21 protein-coding genes are annotated in these 20,084 nt (G+C 63.8%); 6 read left to right on the forward strand and 15 right to left on the reverse strand.

Annotated elements, in window-relative coordinates:
* Positions 1 to 8: 8 nt before the first annotated feature.
* From ACSU1L_RS01435 to ACSU1L_RS01445, 3 genes are all read right to left on the reverse strand, one after another.
* On the reverse strand, positions 9 to 1,586 hold the full coding sequence (locus ACSU1L_RS01435; protein WP_439254382.1) for an HK97 family phage prohead protease: 1,578 nt from the start codon (positions 1,584 to 1,586) through the stop codon (positions 9 to 11).
* Positions 1,583 to 2,722 carry a phage portal protein gene (locus ACSU1L_RS01440; protein ID WP_439254384.1) on the reverse strand — a complete coding sequence of 380 codons (1,140 nt, stop codon included), beginning with the start codon at positions 2,720 to 2,722 and terminating at the stop codon, positions 1,583 to 1,585. The genes ACSU1L_RS01435 and ACSU1L_RS01440 overlap by 4 nt, the downstream gene beginning before the upstream one ends.
* A gap of 106 nt (positions 2,723 to 2,828) precedes the next feature.
* Positions 2,829 to 4,295, reverse strand: a complete 1,467-nt coding sequence (locus tag ACSU1L_RS01445; protein WP_439254385.1) for a hypothetical protein — start codon at positions 4,293 to 4,295, stop codon at positions 2,829 to 2,831.
* Here ACSU1L_RS01445 and ACSU1L_RS01450 point away from each other — a divergent pair.
* Positions 4,294 to 4,692 carry a hypothetical protein gene (locus tag ACSU1L_RS01450; protein ID WP_439254387.1) on the forward strand — a complete coding sequence of 133 codons (399 nt, stop codon included), beginning with the start codon at positions 4,294 to 4,296 and terminating at the stop codon, positions 4,690 to 4,692. The genes ACSU1L_RS01445 and ACSU1L_RS01450 overlap by 2 nt on opposite strands.
* Positions 4,693 to 4,706: 14 nt before the next feature.
* Here ACSU1L_RS01450 and ACSU1L_RS01455 read toward each other — a convergent pair whose 3' ends face one another.
* From ACSU1L_RS01455 to ACSU1L_RS01470, 4 genes are all read right to left on the reverse strand, one after another.
* On the reverse strand, positions 4,707 to 4,964 hold the full coding sequence (locus tag ACSU1L_RS01455; RefSeq protein WP_439254389.1) for a hypothetical protein: 258 nt from the start codon (positions 4,962 to 4,964) through the stop codon (positions 4,707 to 4,709).
* 94 nt (positions 4,965 to 5,058) lie between these two features.
* The gene (locus tag ACSU1L_RS01460; RefSeq protein ID WP_439254390.1) at positions 5,059 to 5,331 is read right to left on the reverse strand and encodes an HNH endonuclease; all 273 of its coding nucleotides are present in this window, start codon (positions 5,329 to 5,331) and stop codon (positions 5,059 to 5,061) included.
* Between the two features lie 304 nt (positions 5,332 to 5,635).
* Positions 5,636 to 6,109: a hypothetical protein gene (locus ACSU1L_RS01465; protein ID WP_439254392.1), complete on the reverse strand. Its 474-nt coding sequence runs from the start codon at positions 6,107 to 6,109 to the stop codon at positions 5,636 to 5,638.
* Between the two features lie 310 nt (positions 6,110 to 6,419).
* Positions 6,420 to 6,602, reverse strand: coding sequence for a hypothetical protein (locus tag ACSU1L_RS01470; RefSeq protein ID WP_439254394.1), 183 nt, complete (start codon positions 6,600 to 6,602; stop codon positions 6,420 to 6,422).
* Between the two features lie 102 nt (positions 6,603 to 6,704).
* Between ACSU1L_RS01470 and ACSU1L_RS01475 the strand changes: the two genes are divergently transcribed.
* Positions 6,705 to 7,097 (forward strand): hypothetical protein, encoded by a 393-nt coding sequence (locus tag ACSU1L_RS01475; protein WP_439254395.1) that lies wholly within the window; start codon positions 6,705 to 6,707, stop codon positions 7,095 to 7,097.
* 985 nt (positions 7,098 to 8,082) lie between these two features.
* Here the strand turns inward: ACSU1L_RS01475 and ACSU1L_RS01480 are convergent.
* The 4 genes from ACSU1L_RS01480 to ACSU1L_RS01495 all read right to left on the reverse strand — a co-directional run bounded on the left by ACSU1L_RS01480 (position 8,083) and on the right by ACSU1L_RS01495 (position 11,773).
* Entirely contained in the window at positions 8,083 to 9,354 is a 1,272-nt protein-coding gene (locus tag ACSU1L_RS01480; RefSeq protein WP_439254396.1) for a hypothetical protein, read from the reverse strand.
* Positions 9,351 to 9,548, reverse strand: a complete 198-nt coding sequence (locus tag ACSU1L_RS01485) for a hypothetical protein (protein ID WP_439254398.1) — start codon at positions 9,546 to 9,548, stop codon at positions 9,351 to 9,353. The genes ACSU1L_RS01480 and ACSU1L_RS01485 overlap by 4 nt, the downstream gene beginning before the upstream one ends.
* Before the next feature lie 313 nt (positions 9,549 to 9,861).
* Positions 9,862 to 10,299, reverse strand: coding sequence for a DUF732 domain-containing protein (locus ACSU1L_RS01490; RefSeq protein WP_439254400.1), 438 nt, complete (start codon positions 10,297 to 10,299; stop codon positions 9,862 to 9,864).
* Positions 10,300 to 10,324: 25 nt separating this feature from the next.
* The gene (locus ACSU1L_RS01495; protein ID WP_439254402.1) at positions 10,325 to 11,773 is read right to left on the reverse strand and encodes a recombinase family protein; all 1,449 of its coding nucleotides are present in this window, start codon (positions 11,771 to 11,773) and stop codon (positions 10,325 to 10,327) included.
* Positions 11,774 to 11,787: 14 nt separating this feature from the next.
* On the opposite strand from ACSU1L_RS01495, the gene ACSU1L_RS01500 reads away from it, so the two are divergent.
* Together ACSU1L_RS01500 and dprA are read left to right on the forward strand one after the other, a co-directional pair.
* A complete protein-coding gene (locus ACSU1L_RS01500) occupies positions 11,788 to 13,077 on the forward strand; it encodes a YifB family Mg chelatase-like AAA ATPase (protein WP_439254404.1) in 1,290 nt (429 codons plus the stop codon).
* The gene (gene dprA / locus ACSU1L_RS01505) at positions 13,074 to 14,225 is read left to right on the forward strand and encodes a DNA-processing protein DprA (RefSeq protein WP_439254406.1); all 1,152 of its coding nucleotides are present in this window, start codon (positions 13,074 to 13,076) and stop codon (positions 14,223 to 14,225) included. Before ACSU1L_RS01500 ends, dprA begins: the two co-directional genes overlap by 4 nt.
* Before the next feature lie 13 nt (positions 14,226 to 14,238).
* Here dprA and ACSU1L_RS01510 read toward each other — a convergent pair whose 3' ends face one another.
* On the reverse strand, positions 14,239 to 14,895 hold the full coding sequence (locus ACSU1L_RS01510) for a response regulator transcription factor (protein WP_438254303.1): 657 nt from the start codon (positions 14,893 to 14,895) through the stop codon (positions 14,239 to 14,241).
* A 3-nt stretch (positions 14,896 to 14,898) separates the two neighbouring features.
* Positions 14,899 to 16,461 (reverse strand): sensor histidine kinase, encoded by a 1,563-nt coding sequence (locus ACSU1L_RS01515; RefSeq protein ID WP_439254408.1) that lies wholly within the window; start codon positions 16,459 to 16,461, stop codon positions 14,899 to 14,901.
* Positions 16,462 to 16,550: 89 nt separating this feature from the next.
* Here ACSU1L_RS01515 and ACSU1L_RS01520 point away from each other — a divergent pair, with 89 nt between their 5' ends.
* Positions 16,551 to 17,660, forward strand: a complete 1,110-nt coding sequence (locus tag ACSU1L_RS01520; RefSeq protein WP_439254410.1) for a phosphotransferase — start codon at positions 16,551 to 16,553, stop codon at positions 17,658 to 17,660.
* A 77-nt stretch (positions 17,661 to 17,737) separates the two neighbouring features.
* Here the strand turns inward: ACSU1L_RS01520 and ACSU1L_RS01525 are convergent, their stop codons facing one another.
* On the reverse strand, positions 17,738 to 18,262 hold the full coding sequence (locus ACSU1L_RS01525; RefSeq protein WP_439254412.1) for a hypothetical protein: 525 nt from the start codon (positions 18,260 to 18,262) through the stop codon (positions 17,738 to 17,740).
* 138 nt (positions 18,263 to 18,400) lie between these two features.
* On the opposite strand from ACSU1L_RS01525, the gene ACSU1L_RS01530 reads away from it, so the two are divergent.
* The gene (locus ACSU1L_RS01530) at positions 18,401 to 19,303 is read left to right on the forward strand and encodes a tyrosine recombinase XerC (protein ID WP_439254414.1); all 903 of its coding nucleotides are present in this window, start codon (positions 18,401 to 18,403) and stop codon (positions 19,301 to 19,303) included.
* Between the two features lie 7 nt (positions 19,304 to 19,310).
* On the opposite strand, the gene ACSU1L_RS01535 is transcribed toward ACSU1L_RS01530, so the two are convergent.
* Positions 19,311 to 19,784 (reverse strand): murein hydrolase activator EnvC family protein, encoded by a 474-nt coding sequence (locus tag ACSU1L_RS01535; protein ID WP_439254416.1) that lies wholly within the window; start codon positions 19,782 to 19,784, stop codon positions 19,311 to 19,313.
* Positions 19,785 to 20,084 lie beyond the last annotated feature (300 nt).

Consider the following 20,084-nt stretch of genomic DNA (forward strand, 5'->3'; position numbering starts at 1 on the left):
GGTCAGCCTTAGGAAGCTGCGAGCTTGACGGGGACGATGCCAGCCGGAATCTCGGCGGCAATTGCGCCGTAACGGTAGACCGCAAACGACTTCGACAGGGTGACGAGGTTGTCGTCCTGGAGCGACACGAGCGGCGAGTCATACTGACGGATCGCCCGCCCGTTGACGAACGCGGCCTTGTCGCCGGTCTGGCCAACGTCAGCCACAACGCGGATGCCCGCGAGGTTGCCTTCGAGGCCAGGCAGGTTCAGCGTGCCGACAGTGCGTGCATCGTCTGCGACTCGGAACACGCGGTGCCCCTCAGTCTCAAGCGCGTTGAGGTGCTTGAACACGGACGGGGACACGATCAGAGCGTCAATGGCGAGGTTCTCGGCATCGAGCTTGATTGCGGCATCTACGACGCTGTTAGTCCACTGGAGAGCGGTCGAGCTTGCGAGCACTGCGCCGAGAACGACGACGCCACCATTAACGGCGATGGCCTCGCGAGCCGTGACGGCCGCGATGAATGCCGCACGGAGTACGGCCTTCTTACGTGCTGCCGCTGCGGTGCCGAGCGCCTCCAGTGAGGTCTGAACGACGTTGACCGAGGCGCGCTCAATCTGCTGACGCGAAAGCTCAGTGCCGCCCGCGTAGGTCTTGACCGGAGCCGACTTGATCTCGGTAGCTACCTTGCCAAAAGTGATGTTGTCACCCTCGGCGAGCTGTTCGTCAACCGAGACAGTATTCGACTTGAGCTCGGCGTACTCAATGCTCGTGCCAGTCGCCGGGAGAGTGCCCGTCGAGAACACGTCAGCGAGCGCGCCCGAGCTTGCGTCGAAGATGCGGGTAAGGTCGCCGACCCAACCGGCCTGCGCCACGGTGTCAGCGGTTGTGCCGCCTGTGTATGCGCGCACGAGCGTGTCTTCATAGCCGCGAATGCTGGTGTCGTCGCCTGCGGCAATGGCCTTGAGCGCCTCGCCTGCGGTGCGAGTATCTACTGCGATGGAGTCATCCTCGTGGCTGTTGAGTGCCTCAACAGTGCGTGCGAGGTCATCGATTGCGCCGCGAAGCTCGGTGGCCTCGGCGGCGGTAACGGGGTCGGTCATCTGCCGACTCCTTTCTGCGGACTGCGCCGCGTTGTTGTCAGCCGCCGAGTCATGGCGGACATTGGTAACCGGGGCGTCGTTTCCGTACGCACCGAACGGGACTAGGGAGACTTCGCGTACTTCGACGCGGCGGCGAACGATGGTGCCGTCGGCGTCTTCGTCGTCCTCGCGAGCGATAAAGCCGATAGACATTTGCGACATAACGCCGTCCTTTGCGAGCGTCCAGGCATCGCGCCCGCGTGCGGTGTCGGAGAATTCCGCGCGGATGCTCCATCCGGCCTCGGTGTCTTCGTGAGCAGTCAGTCGCCCGATGGGCTCGGCATGGCGGTCGTAGAGCAGCACGCGGCCATCTGCGGGAACCTCAACGGCTCCATGCTCGAAGCGCTCGCGGATGCCGCCGACGGCGATAGTCACGCCCCACGGGACAGCGACACCTTCAACGGTTCGTGTCTCGTCGTCGGTTGCGCGAATGTCGAACGCGCGCGTAAGTAGGTCGGTCATGCTTCCGCCTTCGGGGGAGTGTTGGGGGCTCGGAGTACGTCGCCGCCATCGATAGGGTCGAGCCCTTCGACGACGCGAATCTCGTTGGGGGTCATCCAGCCCGAGTTGAGAGCGACGGCGTGCGCTGAGTAGCGGTCGCGCGTAGTCATGCGCAAAAGGGCTTCGACGTTGAAACGGGCGCGCTGCCCGCGAGGCAGGATCGCCGTAAAGGCTTCCTCGATCTCGCGAATGTCATCGGCGAGCCCGTAACGTGCGAAGGCTTGGTATTCGTCTTGCACGTTCGAATAGGTCATCGAGTTGCCGTCGAGAACAGCCAGCATGAGCGACGAGGGGACGCCGAACAGGCGAGCGATGCTCGTAACGTTCCATTGCTGCGACTGGAGGAACTGTGCATCTTCGGGGGATAGCTGCACGGCTTCATAGCTCGTGCCCTGCCCGAGAACGGCAACGCCGCGAGTGCCGCCGCGTGTTTCTGTCCAGCGCGTGCGGATGGCGTCGGCTTGCTCGTCGGTCAGATGTGCGCTTGCCGAGAGCACGCCCGAGGGGACGTCGCCGGATGCGAACCAACCTGAGGCGTAGTCGCGAAGGTCGAGAGCGCCGCGAATCTCAGCCGCTGCGGCCTGAATCGGGCCCAGGCCATACGGCGAGCCGGGAACACGAAGCTTGCTTAGGTGCTGAACGTCGGCGGGCTTGAGGTCGTGTCCGCGATAGACGTATGCCGAGATGCGCCCCGAGGGCGTCGTCTGAATGGTGACGTCGTGAGGGTTGAGTACCTCAAGTGAATTGACCTGCCCGGCAGAGTCACGGCGAATGCGCCAGTACGCGTTGCCCGCGAGGTTGAGGGATACGACGGTGCGCTCAAGGAAGACAGAGAGCGGGGTGTCGATATCAGGGCGCCGGATGAGCGAAGGCGTCGTAATGAGTTCGCCCGCACGCTCAACGTCAATCGAGAGTTGAACAATCGCAGTCGAGCGGATCGACACTGCGCGATAGACAGCGCCGAGCGAGAGTGCTTCGATGCCACCGACGGTGCGGGCGGCATCGCGAGATGGAATCGCAATGCCGCCCGGCTCACCCTCGGCTGCGCGGTTATGGGAGAGTTCCGCGCCCGTGATCAAGTCCCAGAAGCGCCCCATTAGCAGAATGGAAGGTGTTGGGGCGAGAAACTGATCATACTGTCAAGTCTAGGAAGCAAGACATGCCCATTTTATGCCCCTGCGACAACCTGAGTTATCGGAATGCTCAGAACACTTGAATGCCAGAGTCAGGGGTCATCTCGGCGACGAGCACGCCTAGCGCTGTTGCACATACGGCGTCAATCTCGGTCGAAGAATCCGCACGGGAGATGCGGAAAGACTCGCCGACGTTCTTACGGATCGCGCGTGGCATCTGTTGACTGAGCAAGTCGTCGCCCGCGTGCTTGAGCATGCCGGACGCGACGAGCCGATAGAGCAGCGCCGCCGACTGGAGCGCATCGCTGCCCGTGCCGATGTAGACCGGGAGCCCTCGCCGCTTGAGCTCGTCGCCGAGCGCCCGGAGCCGGTAGCCGTCCAGCGCATACCTCAACGGGGCATGAGCGGACAACTTGAGCGCCAGGCGCACGAGGTCATCGAGCGAGGGGCTCACAAGCGAAGCGACAAGCTCGGTATGCAGTACGCCGTTCTCGTCGCGTGCGGTCGCGGTGACGGCGACGTAGCCGAGGCCCGGGCTTGCGTCGAAGGTGAAGATAGGGCGCGAGGTTGGGAACGGCTCGCCATCCAGTCGGCGGGCTGCGAACCACTTGTCGAAGGGCAGGAAGGGTGCGCGGGACGCTGCCAAGAATTGGTTCAGGTGATAGCGAATGGCGTCGGGCTCGGGCTTGCTACGTACGAGAGATATGAGGTTTTCAAGGTCGCGCCGTCCGCTCGCAATCGACGGGTTCGCCATCGCCAGCCAGCGGCCTAGTGTCTCGTCGTCCTCGGGTACGCGCGCCTCGGGCGCTTCCCAGACCCAAAAGCCGACGCGGCCCTCGCCGTCGTTCGCGATGGACTTGTCGCCGAGCTTGTACAAGTCGATAAGTAGCTCACTCTCGGCATCGCCTGCCGTCGTGATCCCGACGACGAGGCAATCGACGCGCCCGCCCGTGCCCGAGACAAGATCGCCCCAAAGCTCGCGCTTGAGTAGGTGCAATTCGTCCACGAGCCCGAGGTCAATAGGGAGACCTTGCAACGCTGCCGACCGTGCGGCCTTGAGCTCGTAACGCCCGCCGTCGAGCGCGCGGATGCCGCGAGTCTCCGTCAGCCCATCGAAGCGACGAGCGAGCGAGGGGTTACCCACAATCGCGCGCATCGTGCGGCGGTACACGAGGCCCGCTTGCTCGGCTGAAGACGCGATGCCGATGACGAGCGCGCCCGCACGGTGCAATAGTCGCCACAAGCCCAGCGCTGCCGCTATCTCGGTCTTGCCGTTCTGCCGCGCCAGCGAGACGACAGCTTGCATCCAGCGGAGTTCGCCCGCACGGGGGTGCCCATCGGGGAAGACTTCGAGGATCGCGCGGATGAGTTCGATTTGCCAGGCTTCGAGGTCGTAACCGAACGCTTGCCGCCAGATGATGCCGAACGCGCGGGCATAGGGATCGAACAGTGATCGGAAGCCAGCGGACAGCGGGGGAGTGTGCCGCGTCGGTGGCCACGGCGCAATGTCCTCGAATGGCGCTAGTGTCTCAACCATGCGACATGCTTACGCGGTGGGTGCGGCACTGATGCTGACGGTCAGCTTGGCGGGATGCTCTGCCAGCGTGACCGACGATCAGGAAGCCCACGCATGCACGCGCGTGTCCACGGGCGCACATGTGTTCGCCAACGCGCTCGGTAATCGCGACATGGCTAAGGACTTCGGCGAAGAAAGCTGGTACGGCACGCTTGAGGGCATCGGCGGCGCAATCGACGCCAAAGATACGCCCATGAGCGGCGAACTCAGAGCGTTCGCGGACGGTATGAAAAGGGAAGCGCTCAATGTCGTATCTGCATTGCGGAACGGCGATGACGACATGAGTCGAAAGGCAACGAAGGCGTTGGACGGGATCAACGCCGACTTCGTAGACCACTGCGACGCCTATTGGAAGTAGCGCGACTAGACGTGTCACGCGCCCTTCGCCTCGCGTAGCGCCTTCTCCAGTGGGTCGGGCGCATCATCCGTCGCCGGGGCGAGCTTGGCAAGGCTGCGGAACGTGAGCCCGAACTGAGCGACGAGCGCCGGGGTCAAGTCGCCGTTGTCGAGCAGCTCGGCGAGCTTATTGAGCGTCACGAGGGCGGGCATATCGGAAGCGCCGAGCCAAGGCGAAGCACTCTTGAATGCTTCGACAGCGCCCGCGAAGGTATCTGGGGTGTTCGCGGTCATAGTCGGGTTCCAATCGGAATATTTCGGGGTCGTTCGTGAGAGGAAGCGGAGGGGGCGGGGTGAACTCGGGGCACATTCAGAAAAACGACGGCGCTCATGCGAGGCTCGCCAGCCACCGGGGGTTGAACCACGGCATACGGATGAGCAACCGGGCACCCTTGCGGGAGTTGCACCCTCGGCACATCGATACGAGTTCGTCGTCGCGATAGTCGCGGCCTTCGGACAGCGCGACAGGCTCAACGTGATCGACCGTTGCATCTTCGCCGTCGAGCGTCTTGCCGCACGCGGTACAGAGCCAGCCGTCGCGCTCCAGTACCCGGAGCCGCTGCGCCCGCCAGGCTGTGCCCGTGGCGCTGTACACGCTCACGCTGCGTGCCCTTCGCCACGTCGTCGCCGTCGGTAGCACGCGCGACACTCGCCAGTGCTGGGGTGATAGGCGGGGCGAGTGCAACCGGGGGAGAGGCACTGCGCCTGTTCGCCCTCGCGAACGACAACCGGCGCGCGCCCGCCTTGGTTTGTCTGCCCGTGATGGGCTCGCCAGTGTGCGAGTAGGTGTGCCTCGCCGTCATCCAGGTCGGGCCACGGGCCACACTGATAACCGCACGCGGTGCAGACGCCGACAGCGCCAAAGTATGAAGGTTCCTCAAGCCAGAGGGGCGGGCGGGTAGTGGTCATGATTGCGTCCCTTCGCTGCGACCTGCATTGCGGGCACGCTTGGCGCCCACATTGAACGCCCGCTGAATGGCCTTGAGGGGTGTACCGGCATCGCGTGCCGCTGCAATCTCGGCATCCTTTGTGGCGTCCCGCTGTGCCCGCTCAGCCTCATGCGCTGCGCTTGCGGCCTCCAGTTGCTCAGCAGTGAAATAGGTATTACGTACGCGGTCGATGCGCGCGCGGCCTGCGCCGAACTCAACGCGGATCGAATGGGTGGTGCGGCCAGCGTTGATTGCCGCCACAATCACGGCATCGCGCTGTGCCCTTGCATCGTTGCGCTCGGCTTCCCGCTCTTGCCGTTCGGTTTCCCGCTCTTGCCGTTCGGTTTCCCGCTCTTGCCGTTTGGTTTCCCGCTCTTGCCGTTCGGTTTCCCGCTCTTGCCGTTTGGTTTCCCGCTCGGCTGCGCGCTGTTCGGCGTGCTCGGCATCCACTGCGCTACGGGACAGGGCACGGTACGAGATACCTGCGTGCACGTTGGCAAGATGAGCGCCCGCGAGGTCGTAAGCGTCTTGCGCGCTGAGGCAAGGCCCGAAAGTCTGCCCGCACGCTGAGCAGACGACGACGGTCGTAACGCCTGACCAATCGAAGCTGATCGGGTTGTCGATGAGCCCGCCCCGACGCTCGCGGAGGTCGCGCCGGTAACACGGGCCACACTGTGTGCGGTAGTTCGTCCTGCCGCTCGGTGCTGTGCTGTGCCGTCCCGCCGGAGAACCGCAACCGGGCGTCTTGCAAATAGGGCGGTCAGACATAGCGTCCCTCGATGCTCAGAATCTGCCCGAGAGCGACTCGGCGAGCCTGTACCTGCTCGCGGTAGGACGCGATGGTATCCGCGCCAGTGTTGGTCGATTCAGAGCGCCAGACGGGCGCGAGCGCCTTTTCGATAGGCGGGGTGAATGACGAGCGGGGGTGCATTGTAGCAAACATGCTACAAGTTTAGTTTGTGGACGCGGGGCGCTTTGAAGCGGTATTTCCGCACGGTCAAGGTGTGTCTATCGCTCTATCTGCCGAGATCGATATGCTCCACCTATGAGCCGCTCTCTCGCCTTTGTCGTTGCATCTCTCGGTGTCGCGCTTATGCTGACGGGCTGCGCCAGCTCGAAAGAATCCTCATGCGAGAAAGTCGCGAGCTTGATGGTCAAACAGGACGCGCTCCTTGCGTTGGTTGAATCGCCCGATGACGCCGAGCTATATGAGCGCACGTCGCGGGAGATAGGCGATGGCTTTGCCGAGATCGATTTCGGGAATGAGGACGTCGATAAATCAATCGACGCTATTGAGGCGGCTTTCAAGCGGACGGCGGACGTAACCCCGCTGATTGTCAGCAGAGAGATCGACGACGACGAGCTAGAACAACTGAACCTTACGATTTACGGCGAACTTGCGAAGGTGAAGTTGTACTGCCAGGGATTGATTGAGTAGCGCTATGGATGACTTCGGAACTCAACCGGCATGCCCCAACGATGGGGTCACGCTGCGTGACGAGCCGGGCGCGTTCGTCTGCCCGGAATGCGGCTATCGGTTACCCATACCGCCCGCACGGAAGCCGCCAGAGTTTGACGGGCCCGCGCTGCCGGGATGGTGAAGCACGATGACATCCCCGCCGACTCTTGGCGCGATCTCGCTCGCGCCTGGCTGGGTGTTCTAGAGTGTGGTCATGTCGCCCTGGTTCAAACGAAGACCCAAAGTTGTGGCCGTCGCGTTTCGTGATCTCGCATCATCGCGGCCCGCAACATCGGGTGGCGGGTACTCGTATGCGTGGAACTTGCGTGAGTTTCCCGAGGTTGGGATGCGAGTGGTTGTCCCGGGTGGCGATAAGAGAGCCGCCTACGCTGTTGTTGTCGAGGTTGGAAATAAGCCGCCACGTGGTATCGAGCTTGTTGCTGTAACGAGAGTGGTTTCAGACGCCGAGGTTCGGGCGGCATCTGTGAAGGCGGCGGACGATGAGGCGTCATGGCTGGACATGGCACGGAAGGTAGCGGGGTTGCCGAGTCGCAGTCGCAAACGCAAGCCGCCTGAAGGGTTTGACCCAATCCCGCCCGCGTCGGGATCGGCCACCAAATCTCAGGCCGCTGAGTATGGGCGTGTGTGGTGGCGCGCATTCAAGAGTGCTGAGCGTCTTGGGCGCCCGCAGGAAGAGATCGAGTCTTTCAAGAGCGTCGCTTTCCGTTGGTGCGCTGTGCGCGACAAGGGTGGGAACTGATCCGCGATAACCGCGTAAAGTCCGGGGGTCTTGATTAAGACGTTCAGCCGTTGGCGTGTCCGGTGAGTTACCCGTAGTGCAACAGGGCGGTGGCTGCGGTGACGATTGAGGCCATAGGTGCTGCGAGGTGAGCGGCCCATGCGGGTATGCCGCGCGCGAACTGCCGTGCGGAGTGAATGCGTGCCGAGAGCGTCCGCGTCCCCATTACTTCGCCTCGCCGTCGGTGGCTTGAGCCTTGGCGAGCCTCGCGATGAGTGCCGCGTAGTCGGTCGCGCATCCGAGCAGCGCCTTGACGCCGGTTACCGTGATGGCGTCCAGATCTGCGAGTACGCGGTTGACGTCTTGCTCTTGCTTAGTCTCTTGTGTGACCGGCGCTTCCTTCGCATAGAACTTCCAGGCGTTGCCGCCCTCGGGGAGCGGGGTTAGTACGAAGTCCGCGATGTGTGGTGCCTTGCCCTTATCGTTTGCGTGCTCGCGAATGTTGCCCTTGCGATCCTTGCGAAGCTTCAAACGGGATCGGCCACCCTTGCCAGGGGCGAAGGGCTCAACGATGGCCACTTCATACATCGCGCCGTCAATGGCGCGTTTCTTGGCGATGGTGCCCGAAGCGCCGTACTCGCGGGAATCATGCCCCTTCGCCATGTGGTCAATTGAGATGACGCACAGGCCAGCGCGGGCCATGCGTGCCATTACCGCACGGTTGACGGGGGTATAACCCTCATCGTCATTCGCTGACACTCCGTACAGGCCGAGAAGCTCGCCGATGGAGTCGATGACTGAGAACGTGAAGCCGGCACTGATGGCAACGTCCATGCCCTCTTTGAGCATCTCTTTGTCTTCGGGATCGAGAAGTAAGAATCGGCTCGGATCGCGGAGCACTTCGGGCTGCACGCCCCACTCGCGAAACAGGTTGACGATGTAACCCGCGCCGTTGTGATCCATGTCTACCCAGAAGACGCTGCCGCCGTTGAATAGCTCGTCTGCGGCTACTGAGAGCGCCAGAAGCGACTTAGCCGACTCGGGATCGCCGATCAGTTGGTTATGGCTGGCACGGTAAAACAGGTGATTGCCGCTCGTCATGCGCCCCACCGTCGCCCTCGGGCGTTCTAGGGTGCCATCCAGGATCGCGCCGACGTCCGCGAAGATCGGATTAGCTTTCACAGTTGCCGCTATCCGCTCGCCATTCATAGCGGCTTCCAGAGCCTGCCACTCGGGCAGTGAGCACTCACAATCGCCTGCCTTGCAAAGCGCGTCCGCCGCTGTCTCAGCGTGGAGCCGCGCGGCATCCTGATATGCCTGCCAAGCCCCGTCCAGCGCGTCAGCGGGGCGCTCGTATGGCTCGCGGGCATACTCGGGCTTCCAGCCTGTCCGCACGGAGTGAGGCTCATTGGACTCGGGCGCGTACGCCCAGCGGTCGCGCTCGGCATCCGTAGCTACGAGGTGCACGTCGGCGAGGTGGTCGTAGACGGCGGTCACTTGGACACCGTCAGGAAGTCGATTGCCGACCACGGGTAGAAAACGAATGGACTCTCGCCATTCACCCCGGCGTATGTCATGACGCCCGCGAAGTCTACGAACCGCACGACGGCCTTAAAAGGGGTCGTGCCGTCGTTCAACCGCAAGGCGATTCCGTCGCCGTCCTGCATGAAATCAGAAATCTTGTCAGCCATTGTCGGCCTTCCTTCGGCAAAATGCCGATGTTGCGAAGTTCGATCCGACCCTGTACCGTTGCACTTGCGACAGTGTTTAAGGTTTGGGGTTTGATCTGCCCAAATTGGGATTACTCAAAAGTTTACCTTGTGGGATTTCCCCCAAACGGCGTACCTGCGCCGAGGGCTCGTACCTGCCCCTCAGGTACGCGTTATTCCTTGATTTTCCGGGGCTAAAGCGTCTACGTACCTCCGAACCCCCGAACTAGAGAGGGGTTCGGGAGGTACGGAGTAAGCCCTAGGTTTGCCAGTAGGTTTCAGCGTTAGCGAGGGGCTAGCTGAACTCTTCGAACTGTGCCTGCACTGACTCCAGATGCTCGGGGCAAAGTGTCTGAGGCGCACCGGCAACCGAGACCTGAGCCATCTCAGCTAGAGCCGCGTTGTCGTCAGTGGATAGCTCTACCGTGCGAGCCATTATCTCGACGACAGAGAGGCCATCGTCGAGAAGCTTGCATATTCCGTAGCCGTAAGCGATAACCTCGCGATCCGTGCTCACGGCGTAGCCGACGGGCGCATTCCTTTTGATGAAGTCGATGAAGTCGTCTTCAGTCGCAGACAGCCCCGAGTCGTCGTTCGCGACCGGCCCGACAGCTTCGTATTCGCTCTCTCGGGGGGTTTGTCCGGTTTGCGCAACGCCGCTGCTCGTGGTGCATCCGGTTAGAGCGAGAAGGCTGAGCACCGCTACCCCTGCCAGGTACTTGAATCGGCTCATGGTCAGAGAGTAGCGCAAGGGCTCGTCAGCGCGGGATGACTGTAACGCGCTTCATGCCGTGGCCTACGCCTTTACCGCCAGGCTGCACGACGATGCGAAGCTTCGCGGCGGTCACCTTCCGCTTGGCCTCCAGGGGCAACGACTCCCAGACCTCGAATGCCGCATCCATCGTGTCGTGCTCGGGGTCGGCGTCGTCGTTCTCCATGACATCGGCGAACACTGCCTGAATGCTCGCGATTAGATCTGATGCACTCCTCGACGCGAGCGCCCGGGTGAGTTCCTCAGATGCACTCTCGTGCTCGTCGCCTAGTGCCGTGATCCGTGCGGCCAAGTGGGCGCGGTCAGCGCCCGGGATGAGGTACATCTCCTGCACGCCTCGGCGTTCGTTCTCGATGCCTGAGAGCACGTTACGAAGGCGTACAACGTCGGCGGACTCGGGCGCGGCGTTGTGCTTGTCTCGTACGGCGTCTGCGAGCAGCGCGCCGATGACGCGAGCCGGGATCGCATCCTCAACGTAGTAAGCCGCGATCTGTCCGTGACGCCCACGCCGCTGAACGCCGGTAGTCTCGGCGCGCTTGATGGCTGAGCACGCATAGCCAGGCTGACCCTTTCCCTGCGACCATGAGGTCGAAACGTGAAGCGGTGCCCCGCATGTGCATTCCATCACGCCAGACAGCCACCGCTGACCGGTAGGACGGCCAGCGATAAGGCGCTTGGGGTCGGTCAGGATCGCGCGCATCGCCTCCCATTCTTCGCGGGGCACGATGGGCTGAATCTGCGATTGCTCTTGCTCAACGCCCTTGACCATGAGGATGCCCGCATTGCGCTCGCGCATGAGGGTTGCGCGAACTTCGACATTGCGCCACACGTTGCCCCGCACAGTAGTACTGCCTGCGACGTTCCATGCTGCCGCGATGCTGCGGACGCTGCCACCGTCGAGAATCGTCTGCACGCCCGTGCGTATGAGAGATGCCTCGGGCTCGAAGGGGAGTAGGTTGCCATCCTCAAAGCCGAAAGTGCGTGCCCTGCCGTTGGGGAAGCCTTTAGCTGCGCGTGCGTCATTCGCGCGGCGGTGTCGCTCGCTCTTGCGTCGAACCTCGAACCTCGCGATGCCCGCGAGCATCGTTGCCCGAAATTCGCCGTCAGCCGTCGTGAGATCGACTTCGCCGTCAACGGTCAGCACCTTTGCGCCCGTATCGATGAGCGCCGTAAGGTCGCGCACCTGACGCAATAGGCGGTCAAGGTCGACGGCAACGACTACATCGAATGCGCCTCGGTGAGCGTCAGCCAGCATGCGCGCCCATGCCGTGCCTTCGCCGCGCACCTTCGAGGCTGACACGTCGTTGTCGGTGTAGATTTCCGTCAACTGCCAGCCCCGCGCGTCGATGAGCGCTTGACAACGGATTAGTTGCCGGTCGATGCCCTCAGAATTACTAATGGACTGACGGACGTAAACGGCTGCGCGACGAGACATGCCGTAATCATAGGTTGGAACTGGGCATCGCCATCTCTGCGGTGGCGACAGGGGGAGTGCTGAACGCCTCATCGATCGCCCGCACGGTGCATATCGGAGAGCTCAGCCTGGACGGGCGGGTGCGCCCGGTGCCTGGGGTGCTTCCGGCGGTCTTCGCCGCTTCGCGCGCCGGGTTCGATCGCGTGATCGTCCCGCACGCGAACGAGGCGGAAGCCAACCTCGTGCCGGGTATGCGCGTGCAAGCGGCCACCACACTGGCAGAGGTGGCGATGTGGCACGGAGCTGACATCGCGGTAGCCGAGGTTGAACCCGTAGCAGGCACTGCCGCGGTGCCGCGTGAGACAGATCTTTTGGACCTGGCAGATGTTGTCGGCCAGGAGGAAGCTGTGGAGGCGTTGATAGCCGCGGCTGCGGGCGGGCATCACATTCTCATGAGCGGCCCGCCCGGGGCGGGAAAGACGATGCTCGCACGGCGTCTGCCCGGCATCCTGCCTCCGTTGTCAGAATCGGCCGCGCTGGAAGTGGCGGCGATCCGCTCGCTCGCGGGTGCGATGGTGAGCGAGCTCGATGATGTGCCGCCACTGGAAGCACCCCATCACAGCGCCTCGGTCGCGGCGCTCGTCGGCGGTGGATCGCGCACGGTGCGCCCGGGAGCGATTGTGCGGGCACATCGTGGGGTGCTGTTCTTGGACGAGGCCGCCGAGTTCTCACGCGCGGCATTGGATGCCCTGAGACAACCGTTGGAATCGGGAAGCATCGACATCGATCGGGCCGGATTTCATGCTCGGTTTCCGGCGAGGTTCCAGCTCTCCCTGGCGACGAATCCGTGCCCATGCGGAAACTACGGCGTGCGTGGTGCAGAGTGCATCTGCCCGCCGATCGCGATTCGCCGCTACTCCGCTCGATTGTCCGGCCCGCTGCGTGACCGGATCGACATCGATCTGCAGGTGGCTCGGGTGGCCGCGTCGCGGGCGACCTCCACCGAGCGATCAGCGATGACGACAGCACATGCTCGTGAGCTGGTGGTGGCAGCGAGGAAACGTGCTTCGAATCGTTGGGCAGGAACACCCTGGACGATGAATGCCGAAGTGGCCGGTACGTGGCTACGGCAGGGGGAGATTCGCCTGCCGTCGGGTGTGCGCGGGCCGCTGGATCGAGCACTGGAGCGTGGTCAGCTCACACTTCGAGGCTATGACCGTGTTTTGCGGCTCGCGTGGACGATGGCGGACCTTGCGGCGGTGGACACCCCAGGACCGGACGAGTTGGGACGGGCGTTGTTTCTGAAGAGAGGACTGATCGCATGATGGAGGCGCTGCTCGGCGACACCGAGACTCGGAGGGCCGCAGAATCCGCACGCCCGGACACTCACCCGACCGAAACGCTGGCGCGGGTCGCCTGGAGCATCATCGCTGAACCCGGCGATGGGGTGGCAGGCGCCCTGATCGAGCAGCTGGGCGCAGTGGACGCGCTGCAGTTCGCCCTGTCGAAGCAGCATCTATCGGAAAAAGCGATCGATGAGGCACGAAAACGGTGGATGCCGCGTGCACACCCTCGGTCGGTGACGGAGGCGCTGCGAGGCGCCACCGAGGTCGCGGCGCGGTTGCTGCTTCCCGGTGACGCTCAGTGGCCGCAAGCCTTGGCAGATCTGGGCGAGCACGCACCCGCAATGCTGTGGGCGCGAGGTGCATCCCACCATCTCTCGTCTCCGAATCCGGTCGCGATCGTCGGCGCACGTGCGGCGACCGCGTACGGGGAATCCGTGGCGGCAGAACTCGCCGGTGACCTCGCGGCGACCGGCACACTGGTGGTCTCCGGTGGCGCCTATGGGATCGACGGCGCTGCACATCGCGCCGCGATGGGCGCCGGCGGTGCGACAGTTGCATTTCTCGCCGGCGGCGTTGACCGGGCGTATCCCGCCGGGCATCAGGATCTGTTTCAACGAATTCAGGCGGCCGGTGCGATCGTCAGCGAGCTGCCCTGCGGTGCAGCACCGACGAAATGGAGATTTCTTGCTCGCAATCGGCTCATCGCCGCGCTGGGGGCGGCCACCGTCGTCGTCGAGGCGGGATGGCGCAGCGGATCCTTGAACACCGCCGGGCACGCATCGACGCTGGGGCGACCTCTGGGGGCGGTGCCTGGTCCGGTGACTTCGGCAGCGTCGGCGGGATGCCATCGGTTGCTGCGCGAGTACGACGCCCAGTGCGTCACGAACGCGCAAGAGGTGCGTGAGCTGCTCGGGATGACTGAATCGGCACCGGCCGCACCGGAGAGTACTAACCCGGATCAGGTGCGACTGCTGGACGCCCTGAGCACGAGAACGGCGCGAAGTGCCGGGGATCTTGCGGCACGATCGGGTCTCGACGCGGGCCGTGTGGCAGCAATCCTCGGTCTGCTCGCGCTTGAGGGGATCGCTCAGCGGACCGACGCCGGATGGCAGCGCGTGCCGATGTGAGCGGGGCAGCAGATCATGGCAGCCGGTAGCCGACGCCGCGGACGGTCTGGATCTGTCCGGTGCCGAGCTTCTGACGGAGGTAGCCGATGTAAACATCGACCACGTTGGAGCCGGGGTCGAAGTCGTATCCCCATACCCGGCTGAGCAGCTGTTCGCGGCTGAGAACCTGGCCGGCGTTGCGGACGAGTTCCTCGGCCAGGGCGAACTCGCGCGCGCTGAGTTCGACATCAACCGCGCCGACGCGGGCGCGACGGGTGCGCACGTCCAGATGCAACGCACCATGCGTCAGGTCAGTCGTGGCGCCAGCCTCGTCCCGTCGCATCCGCAGTCGGATGCGCGCGAGTAGCTCGTCGAAGCGGAAGGGCTTGCCCAGGTAGTCATCCGCGCCGCCCTCAAGCCCGGCGATCGTGTCGTGCAGTTCTACCCGGGCGGTGAGCATGATCACCGGCAGCCGCGAGCCAGAGCCGCGCAACTGCTCGAGGACCTGGAAACCATCGAATCCCGGCAGATTGACATCGAGCACCATCAGATCGAACTCATCAGTCTGCGCAAGGTGGAGTGCCTCGGGCCCGGTCGCTGCGACGCGTGTGGCAAAGCCGGCTGCGCGCAGCCCCTTCTCGATGAAGCCGGATATGCGCGGCTCGTCATCGGCGACAAGGATGGATGCCACAGGTTACTTCCTTCGATCGATCATCGGGTCGGGGTCGGGGTCGGGGTCTGGATCGGGGTCTGGCCCGGGCAGAGGTGGTCGTGGTGGGATCACTGGGCCGTCGGGCGGTGGCGCAGCAGTTGGACCCGCGCCTCGGGGAACGCTCAGAACGAACACGGCACCACCGCCGACAGCATCCTCGACCCGCACGGTCCCGCCGTGCGCGCGCGCAATCACCTGCACGATGTTCAACCCCAGGCCGCTCCCGGGCTTGTCTGCGGCGTTGGAGCCGCGGTGAAAGCGCTCGAATATCTGACTCTTCGCATGCTCAGGAACGCCCGGGCCGAAATCACGAACCCAGAACTGCACGTGCTCGCCGGCATCGGAAACGCCGATCTCCATCCGTCCGTCGGCATGTGTGACGACGTTCTGCGCGAGTTGCAGCATGGCTTGGGTTATCCGGGCCGAATCGAGCATCGCCGTGCCTCCGGCTGCGTCAGCCACAGACACATCAGCACCGTCGATTCCACTCGCTTTGCGTGCGATCTGCGCCAGCAATTCGGCAACATCCATCGCATGCGGATCGATCGGTTTCGGGCCGTGCAACGCAGCAGCACCGGCCAGATCCTGCACGAGATCGGCCATTCGATCCAGCTCATCCATCGCCAGCGCCCGGGTCTCCCGAGCATCCGTCGGATCGTCCGGATTCATGACCTCGATGTTCCCCCGCACGATCGTGATCGGGGTCTTGAGCTCGTGGCCGACGTCGCTGAGCAGCTGTCGCTGCGAGTCGAGTGCAGCATCGATGCGATCGAGCATCGCGTTCATTGTCTCGGCAAGCTCGGCCACATCGTCGTTTCCCACGATGTCGAGGCGCTCGTTGAGATTCTGAGCCGAGATCCGCTCTGCGGTGGTGCGCATCTGGCGTAGCGGACGCAGCAGACGCGTTGCAACGATCGTGCCGGTGGCAGCGACAACGACGATGACGATGAGAGACGCGATCACAAACATCCGCACCGGTTCGTTGAACTCGGCAAGCTCCGCATGCAGGTCGTACACCATGACGAAGACGACTTCTTCTGGCGCAGACGATCCCTCGACGGAGACAGTCGTCGCCAGATAGCGCCACGCCACACCCCGCTCAGCGTAGGTGCCGATGATCGCCTCGCCGGGGTCGAGTTCCCGATCCACGTGGGCCGCGAACATCCCCTGATACTGCAGATCGAGATCCAGATCGAACCCGGGCACGAAAGTGATCACGCCGTTGACGAGTCCCATGGCGCCGGTGTTGTCATCCGGGCTCATCCGCTGCACGACCACGGCCAGTGCGTCCGAGGACGATGCCCAGGGACCGGCTTCCGGATCTGGCGATTCGACGATGAAGTGCGCGGATTCGAGGTTCGCGTGCAGCCGCGCATCCACCTGTTCAAGAATCCGCTGACGCTCGACGAGATACACCGACAAGCCAACGGCAAACAGGCCCACTGTGATTACGACGGTGATCGTTGCGACGATGCGGGTACGCACCGAGACCGCGAATCGACGACGACGCCTGCGACCGGAGTCGTCCTTATTTCCTGCTGCCACGTGTCAAGTATCCCGAGTCCGGAGGGTCTCAGCCTCTTCCTAAGAGAGATCTCATCCCATTGTGCGCCCACTCATGATGCAATCGTCAGGTGAGTGCCAACACCAAAGTCTCGGAGCGAGACCTTCTCAGCGAGGCCCTCGGCGTCTCGGCAGCGACGATGACTCTGCACTCGAAAGAGCCCTTGGGTGCCGGATCGGTCACGGGCATCGAGGTGCTGGGCGCGCAGAATCTGCTGTACTACGTGGACACCTCGCAGATTACCGTCGCCGCTGAAACCGGGTGGGCGAGCGAGGATACGCGCGTGTGGATGCATCCGGCAGACCCGCATCTGCCGGCACTCGCATCCATCTCATTCGACCACGCGGCCACGGCGCTTCTGGAGCGCCTGGGCTTCACCGCGACGAGTGCCCCGGAGTTCATCGCCTATCGACCGGGTCGCCGCGCAGTGCTCCGCGTGGCTGCCGGGGACGAGTCGGTCTGGGTCAAAATCGTCCGCCCCTCGCGCGTGGAATCGTTGGTGCGGGCGCACACGGCCACGGCCGATGCCGGCATCGGAGTCCCGTTCGTGCACGGGTGGTCCGCCGAGGGCATGGTGATCATGTCGGCGGCGGCGGGAACGCCGGCGACCGATTTTGCGTGGGAGCCGGAAACCCTGCTCGACGAGACCGATCGGCTGCGGGCGCGGTTCTCGAGTATTTCCTGGACCAAGCGGAGCCCTGGGGCTGAGCGACGTATCCGCTGGTACGAGTCTCGCGAGGTCGACGGTACCGCGGACCTCCTCGACAGCATCCGTACCCTCATCGGACGCATCGACGGTGGGCGCCCTCGCACTGTCGTGCACGGCGACCTGCACTACGGCCAGCTCTTCCTCGATGATCAGGGTCAGATCTGCTCAGTGATCGATGTCGACACCCTGGGTATTGCCGATCCGGCGGAGGATGCTGCTGCGTTCGCCGCGCACGCCATCGCGAGCGCACGCTTGACCGATGCGCATAACCGCGCACGCGTCTGGGACCTGGCCGATGGCGCTCTCGCGCGTTGGGGAGATGACCCGTTGGTGCGCGCTTTGACAGGTGTGCAACTACTCGGTCACCTGATCGCGGCGAACGACAGACGAGATGCGGATGCTGCGGACCAACTACGGGCATCGGCTCATGCAGTGCTGGACGGACGGATGCCGTCAACCGGAGCGAGATAAGAACGCTCTCATCCGCCCTTTGGATTGACCTTAGGGAGGGCGACGAGGATTGAATCATCCCGATAACAGGGAGACAGTCACTGCACACGGACAGAGGAAACAGATATGAATACACGCAAGAAGTGGATCGTCACGGGAATCGCGGGTGTCGTCGGTCTCAGCGTCGTCGCCGGCGGTGCCGCGGCGGTGGCTAGCACGATGAACTTGCAGACCACGGATGGAACGGTCATCCCCGGTGGTGCCATCAACGACAGCTCCGGCGTGCTCAGCGGCAAGACGGTGCACTTGAAGGAGACGAACTCCAGCGTCACGGTCGTCAGTGCACCCTCCGCGGCGAACGTCACTTCTGCCGTGTCGGCTGTCTCTGCGGTGTCGGCCGCATCGGCCCCGGCGCAGGTTTCTGAGCCCAGCCCGGTTTCTGCACCCAGCCCGGTTTCTGCACCGAGCCCGGTTTCTGCACCGAGTCCCGTGTCTGCCCCGAGCCCCGTCTCGGCCCCGAGTCCTGTCTCAGCTCCGAGTCCGGTGTCTGCACCGAGCCCGGTGTCCGCTCCGAGCCCGGCATCCGCCCCCAGCGCAGCGTCGGTTGCTTCGGCAGGGTCCAACTGACCTATTGGACAGGGTCCTATTGACCCACTGGACAGGTTCGAGCCCCGAGGATCCCTCCCTGATTCTCGGGGTTCGCGCTGTCTTCGCCCGGCGAGGCATTCAGACAGTCCGGCTGAAATAGGCATGCTGGAACCATGAAGCTGTCCGCTGCGGCTGCGTTGTACGCCACGCATCTTGAGAATGTGCGCCGTTTGTCGCCCGCGACGGTGCGCGCCTACCGCTCGGATCTGCGGGACCTCGCCGAAGCGACCGATGACGGCGTGCTCCGAGAGATTGACCTGGAGTCTTTGCGCGACTGGCTGTGGCGTGCCACCCAGCGCGGCGACGCACGCAGCACACTCGCGCGCCGTGCGGCTTCTGCCCGCTCGTTCTTCTCCTGGGCTCATGAGGAAGAGCTGATCAACACCGATCCCAGCCTGCGACTGGTGGCGCCGAAACGCGGGCGTTCGCTTCCGGTAGTCGCATCGCGGGATGGGATGCGGCAACTGCTGGATGAACGCCGTGAGATCGCCGTCGACGGCGATCCGATTCACCTGCGTGATCACGCGATCCTCGAGCTGCTCTATGCCTCTGGCATGCGGGTATCGGAGCTGTGCGGAATCGACGTCGACGACGTGGATCAGGACCGCGCGACTGTCCGGGTGCTCGGCAAGGGGGCGAAGGAGCGGGTTGTTCCATTCGGGATCCCCGCCCGCGATGCACTCAATGCCTATCTCGTCCGCGGGCGGCCGGTGCTTCTGGCACGCAGTGCACGGGCGACTCCGGCGGTGATGCTCGGCGTACGTGGCGCTCGTGTCGGGCCGCGGGCGGTCTACACGATCGTCGCGGACGCCCTGGGGCCGATCATCGGAGCGGATGCCGTCGGCCCGCATGCTCTCCGGCACTCGGCTGCCACTCACCTGCTTGATGGGGGAGCAGACCTGCGCGCCGTCCAGGAGATCCTCGGGCACGCGAGCCTGGGGACCACGCAGATCTATACGCACGTGTCTTCGGAACGACTGACAGCGACCTACCGGCTCGCCCATCCCCGCGCCTGAGAGCCGGTTATGCGCAGCAGGGGAGCAGCACCGCGCGCGGCACATCGCTGAACAGCAGCATCGGATTGATGTAGACGTCGTTGAGGCGAACCCCGAGGTGTAGTTGATCGATCGGCGTGTGGCCGCCATGTGCCACTGTGCCCACCTCGTCACCAGCGGCGATCGCTGTTCCTGCTGAGAGCTGTGAACTGACCGGCTCAAGAGTGGTGACGAGCCCGTCGCCGTGATCGATGGTGATCAGCGGCCGGTCGACGACGACGCCCCGAAAAGCGACGACACCGTCGGCTGGCGCATGAACGACGCTGCCGACGGCGACCGAGAGATCGATGCCGCGATGACCGGGGCCGTAGTCGTGCGTCGGCGCTTGAAAGGGTGTGACGACGTGATGTGCGCCCGGAACCGGCCACTGCCATGTGCGCGGCAAATCCGGCGTGGCAACAGCGGGAATCGCCGCGAGCAACGTGGACAGCAAGAGGACCACGCACCTGCGTGCACCAACTCTCAGGGATCGCATCAGGCCATCCTGATCGATCGTGCGGCACGGGCCATAGCTGCTACCCACTTTTCGTTGAGAACACGGGTCAACTCCGCTTCAGTGCAGAAGCAGTGGATGCGACGCGATCCTGTACACTTGAGGTCGCACCTCGATCTCGAGGTGACTACGCGTGCCCAAAGCGATCTCGGTCGTGGCATCCAATCCCTCAGGTCCCGTTCTCCGGAACGGGCGGGCGTGGGCCGGGCACCAGGAATGCTGATCGCCCGATCAGCGAAATAACCTCAA

The organism is Microbacterium sp. A94 (genome assembly GCF_051842855.1).
In the GTDB taxonomy this organism is placed as follows: Bacteria; Actinomycetota; Actinomycetes; order Actinomycetales; family Microbacteriaceae; genus Microbacterium.

Excerpts from the sequence above, each read along its gene's own strand:
- ACSU1L_RS01445 (WP_439254385.1), bottom strand. The coding sequence starts at position 4,295 with ATGGTTGAGACACTAGCGCCATTCGAGGACATTGCGCCGTGGCCACCG.
- ACSU1L_RS01435 (WP_439254382.1), bottom strand. The coding sequence starts at position 1,586 with ATGACCGACCTACTTACGCGCGCGTTCGACATTCGCGCAACCGACGAC.
- ACSU1L_RS01455 (WP_439254389.1), bottom strand. The coding sequence starts at position 4,964 with ATGACCGCGAACACCCCAGATACCTTCGCGGGCGCTGTCGAAGCATTC.
- ACSU1L_RS01530 (WP_439254414.1), top strand. The coding sequence starts at position 18,401 with ATGAAGCTGTCCGCTGCGGCTGCGTTGTACGCCACGCATCTTGAGAAT.
- ACSU1L_RS01440 (WP_439254384.1), bottom strand. The coding sequence starts at position 2,722 with ATGGGGCGCTTCTGGGACTTGATCACGGGCGCGGAACTCTCCCATAAC.
- dprA (WP_439254406.1), top strand. The coding sequence starts at position 13,074 with ATGATGGAGGCGCTGCTCGGCGACACCGAGACTCGGAGGGCCGCAGAA.
- ACSU1L_RS01490 (WP_439254400.1), bottom strand. The coding sequence starts at position 10,299 with ATGAGCCGATTCAAGTACCTGGCAGGGGTAGCGGTGCTCAGCCTTCTC.
- ACSU1L_RS01475 (WP_439254395.1), top strand. The coding sequence starts at position 6,705 with ATGAGCCGCTCTCTCGCCTTTGTCGTTGCATCTCTCGGTGTCGCGCTT.
- ACSU1L_RS01495 (WP_439254402.1), bottom strand. The coding sequence starts at position 11,773 with ATGTCTCGTCGCGCAGCCGTTTACGTCCGTCAGTCCATTAGTAATTCT.
- ACSU1L_RS01470 (WP_439254394.1), bottom strand. The coding sequence starts at position 6,602 with ATGTTTGCTACAATGCACCCCCGCTCGTCATTCACCCCGCCTATCGAA.
- ACSU1L_RS01450 (WP_439254387.1), top strand. The coding sequence starts at position 4,294 with ATGCGACATGCTTACGCGGTGGGTGCGGCACTGATGCTGACGGTCAGC.
- ACSU1L_RS01485 (WP_439254398.1), bottom strand. The coding sequence starts at position 9,548 with ATGGCTGACAAGATTTCTGATTTCATGCAGGACGGCGACGGAATCGCC.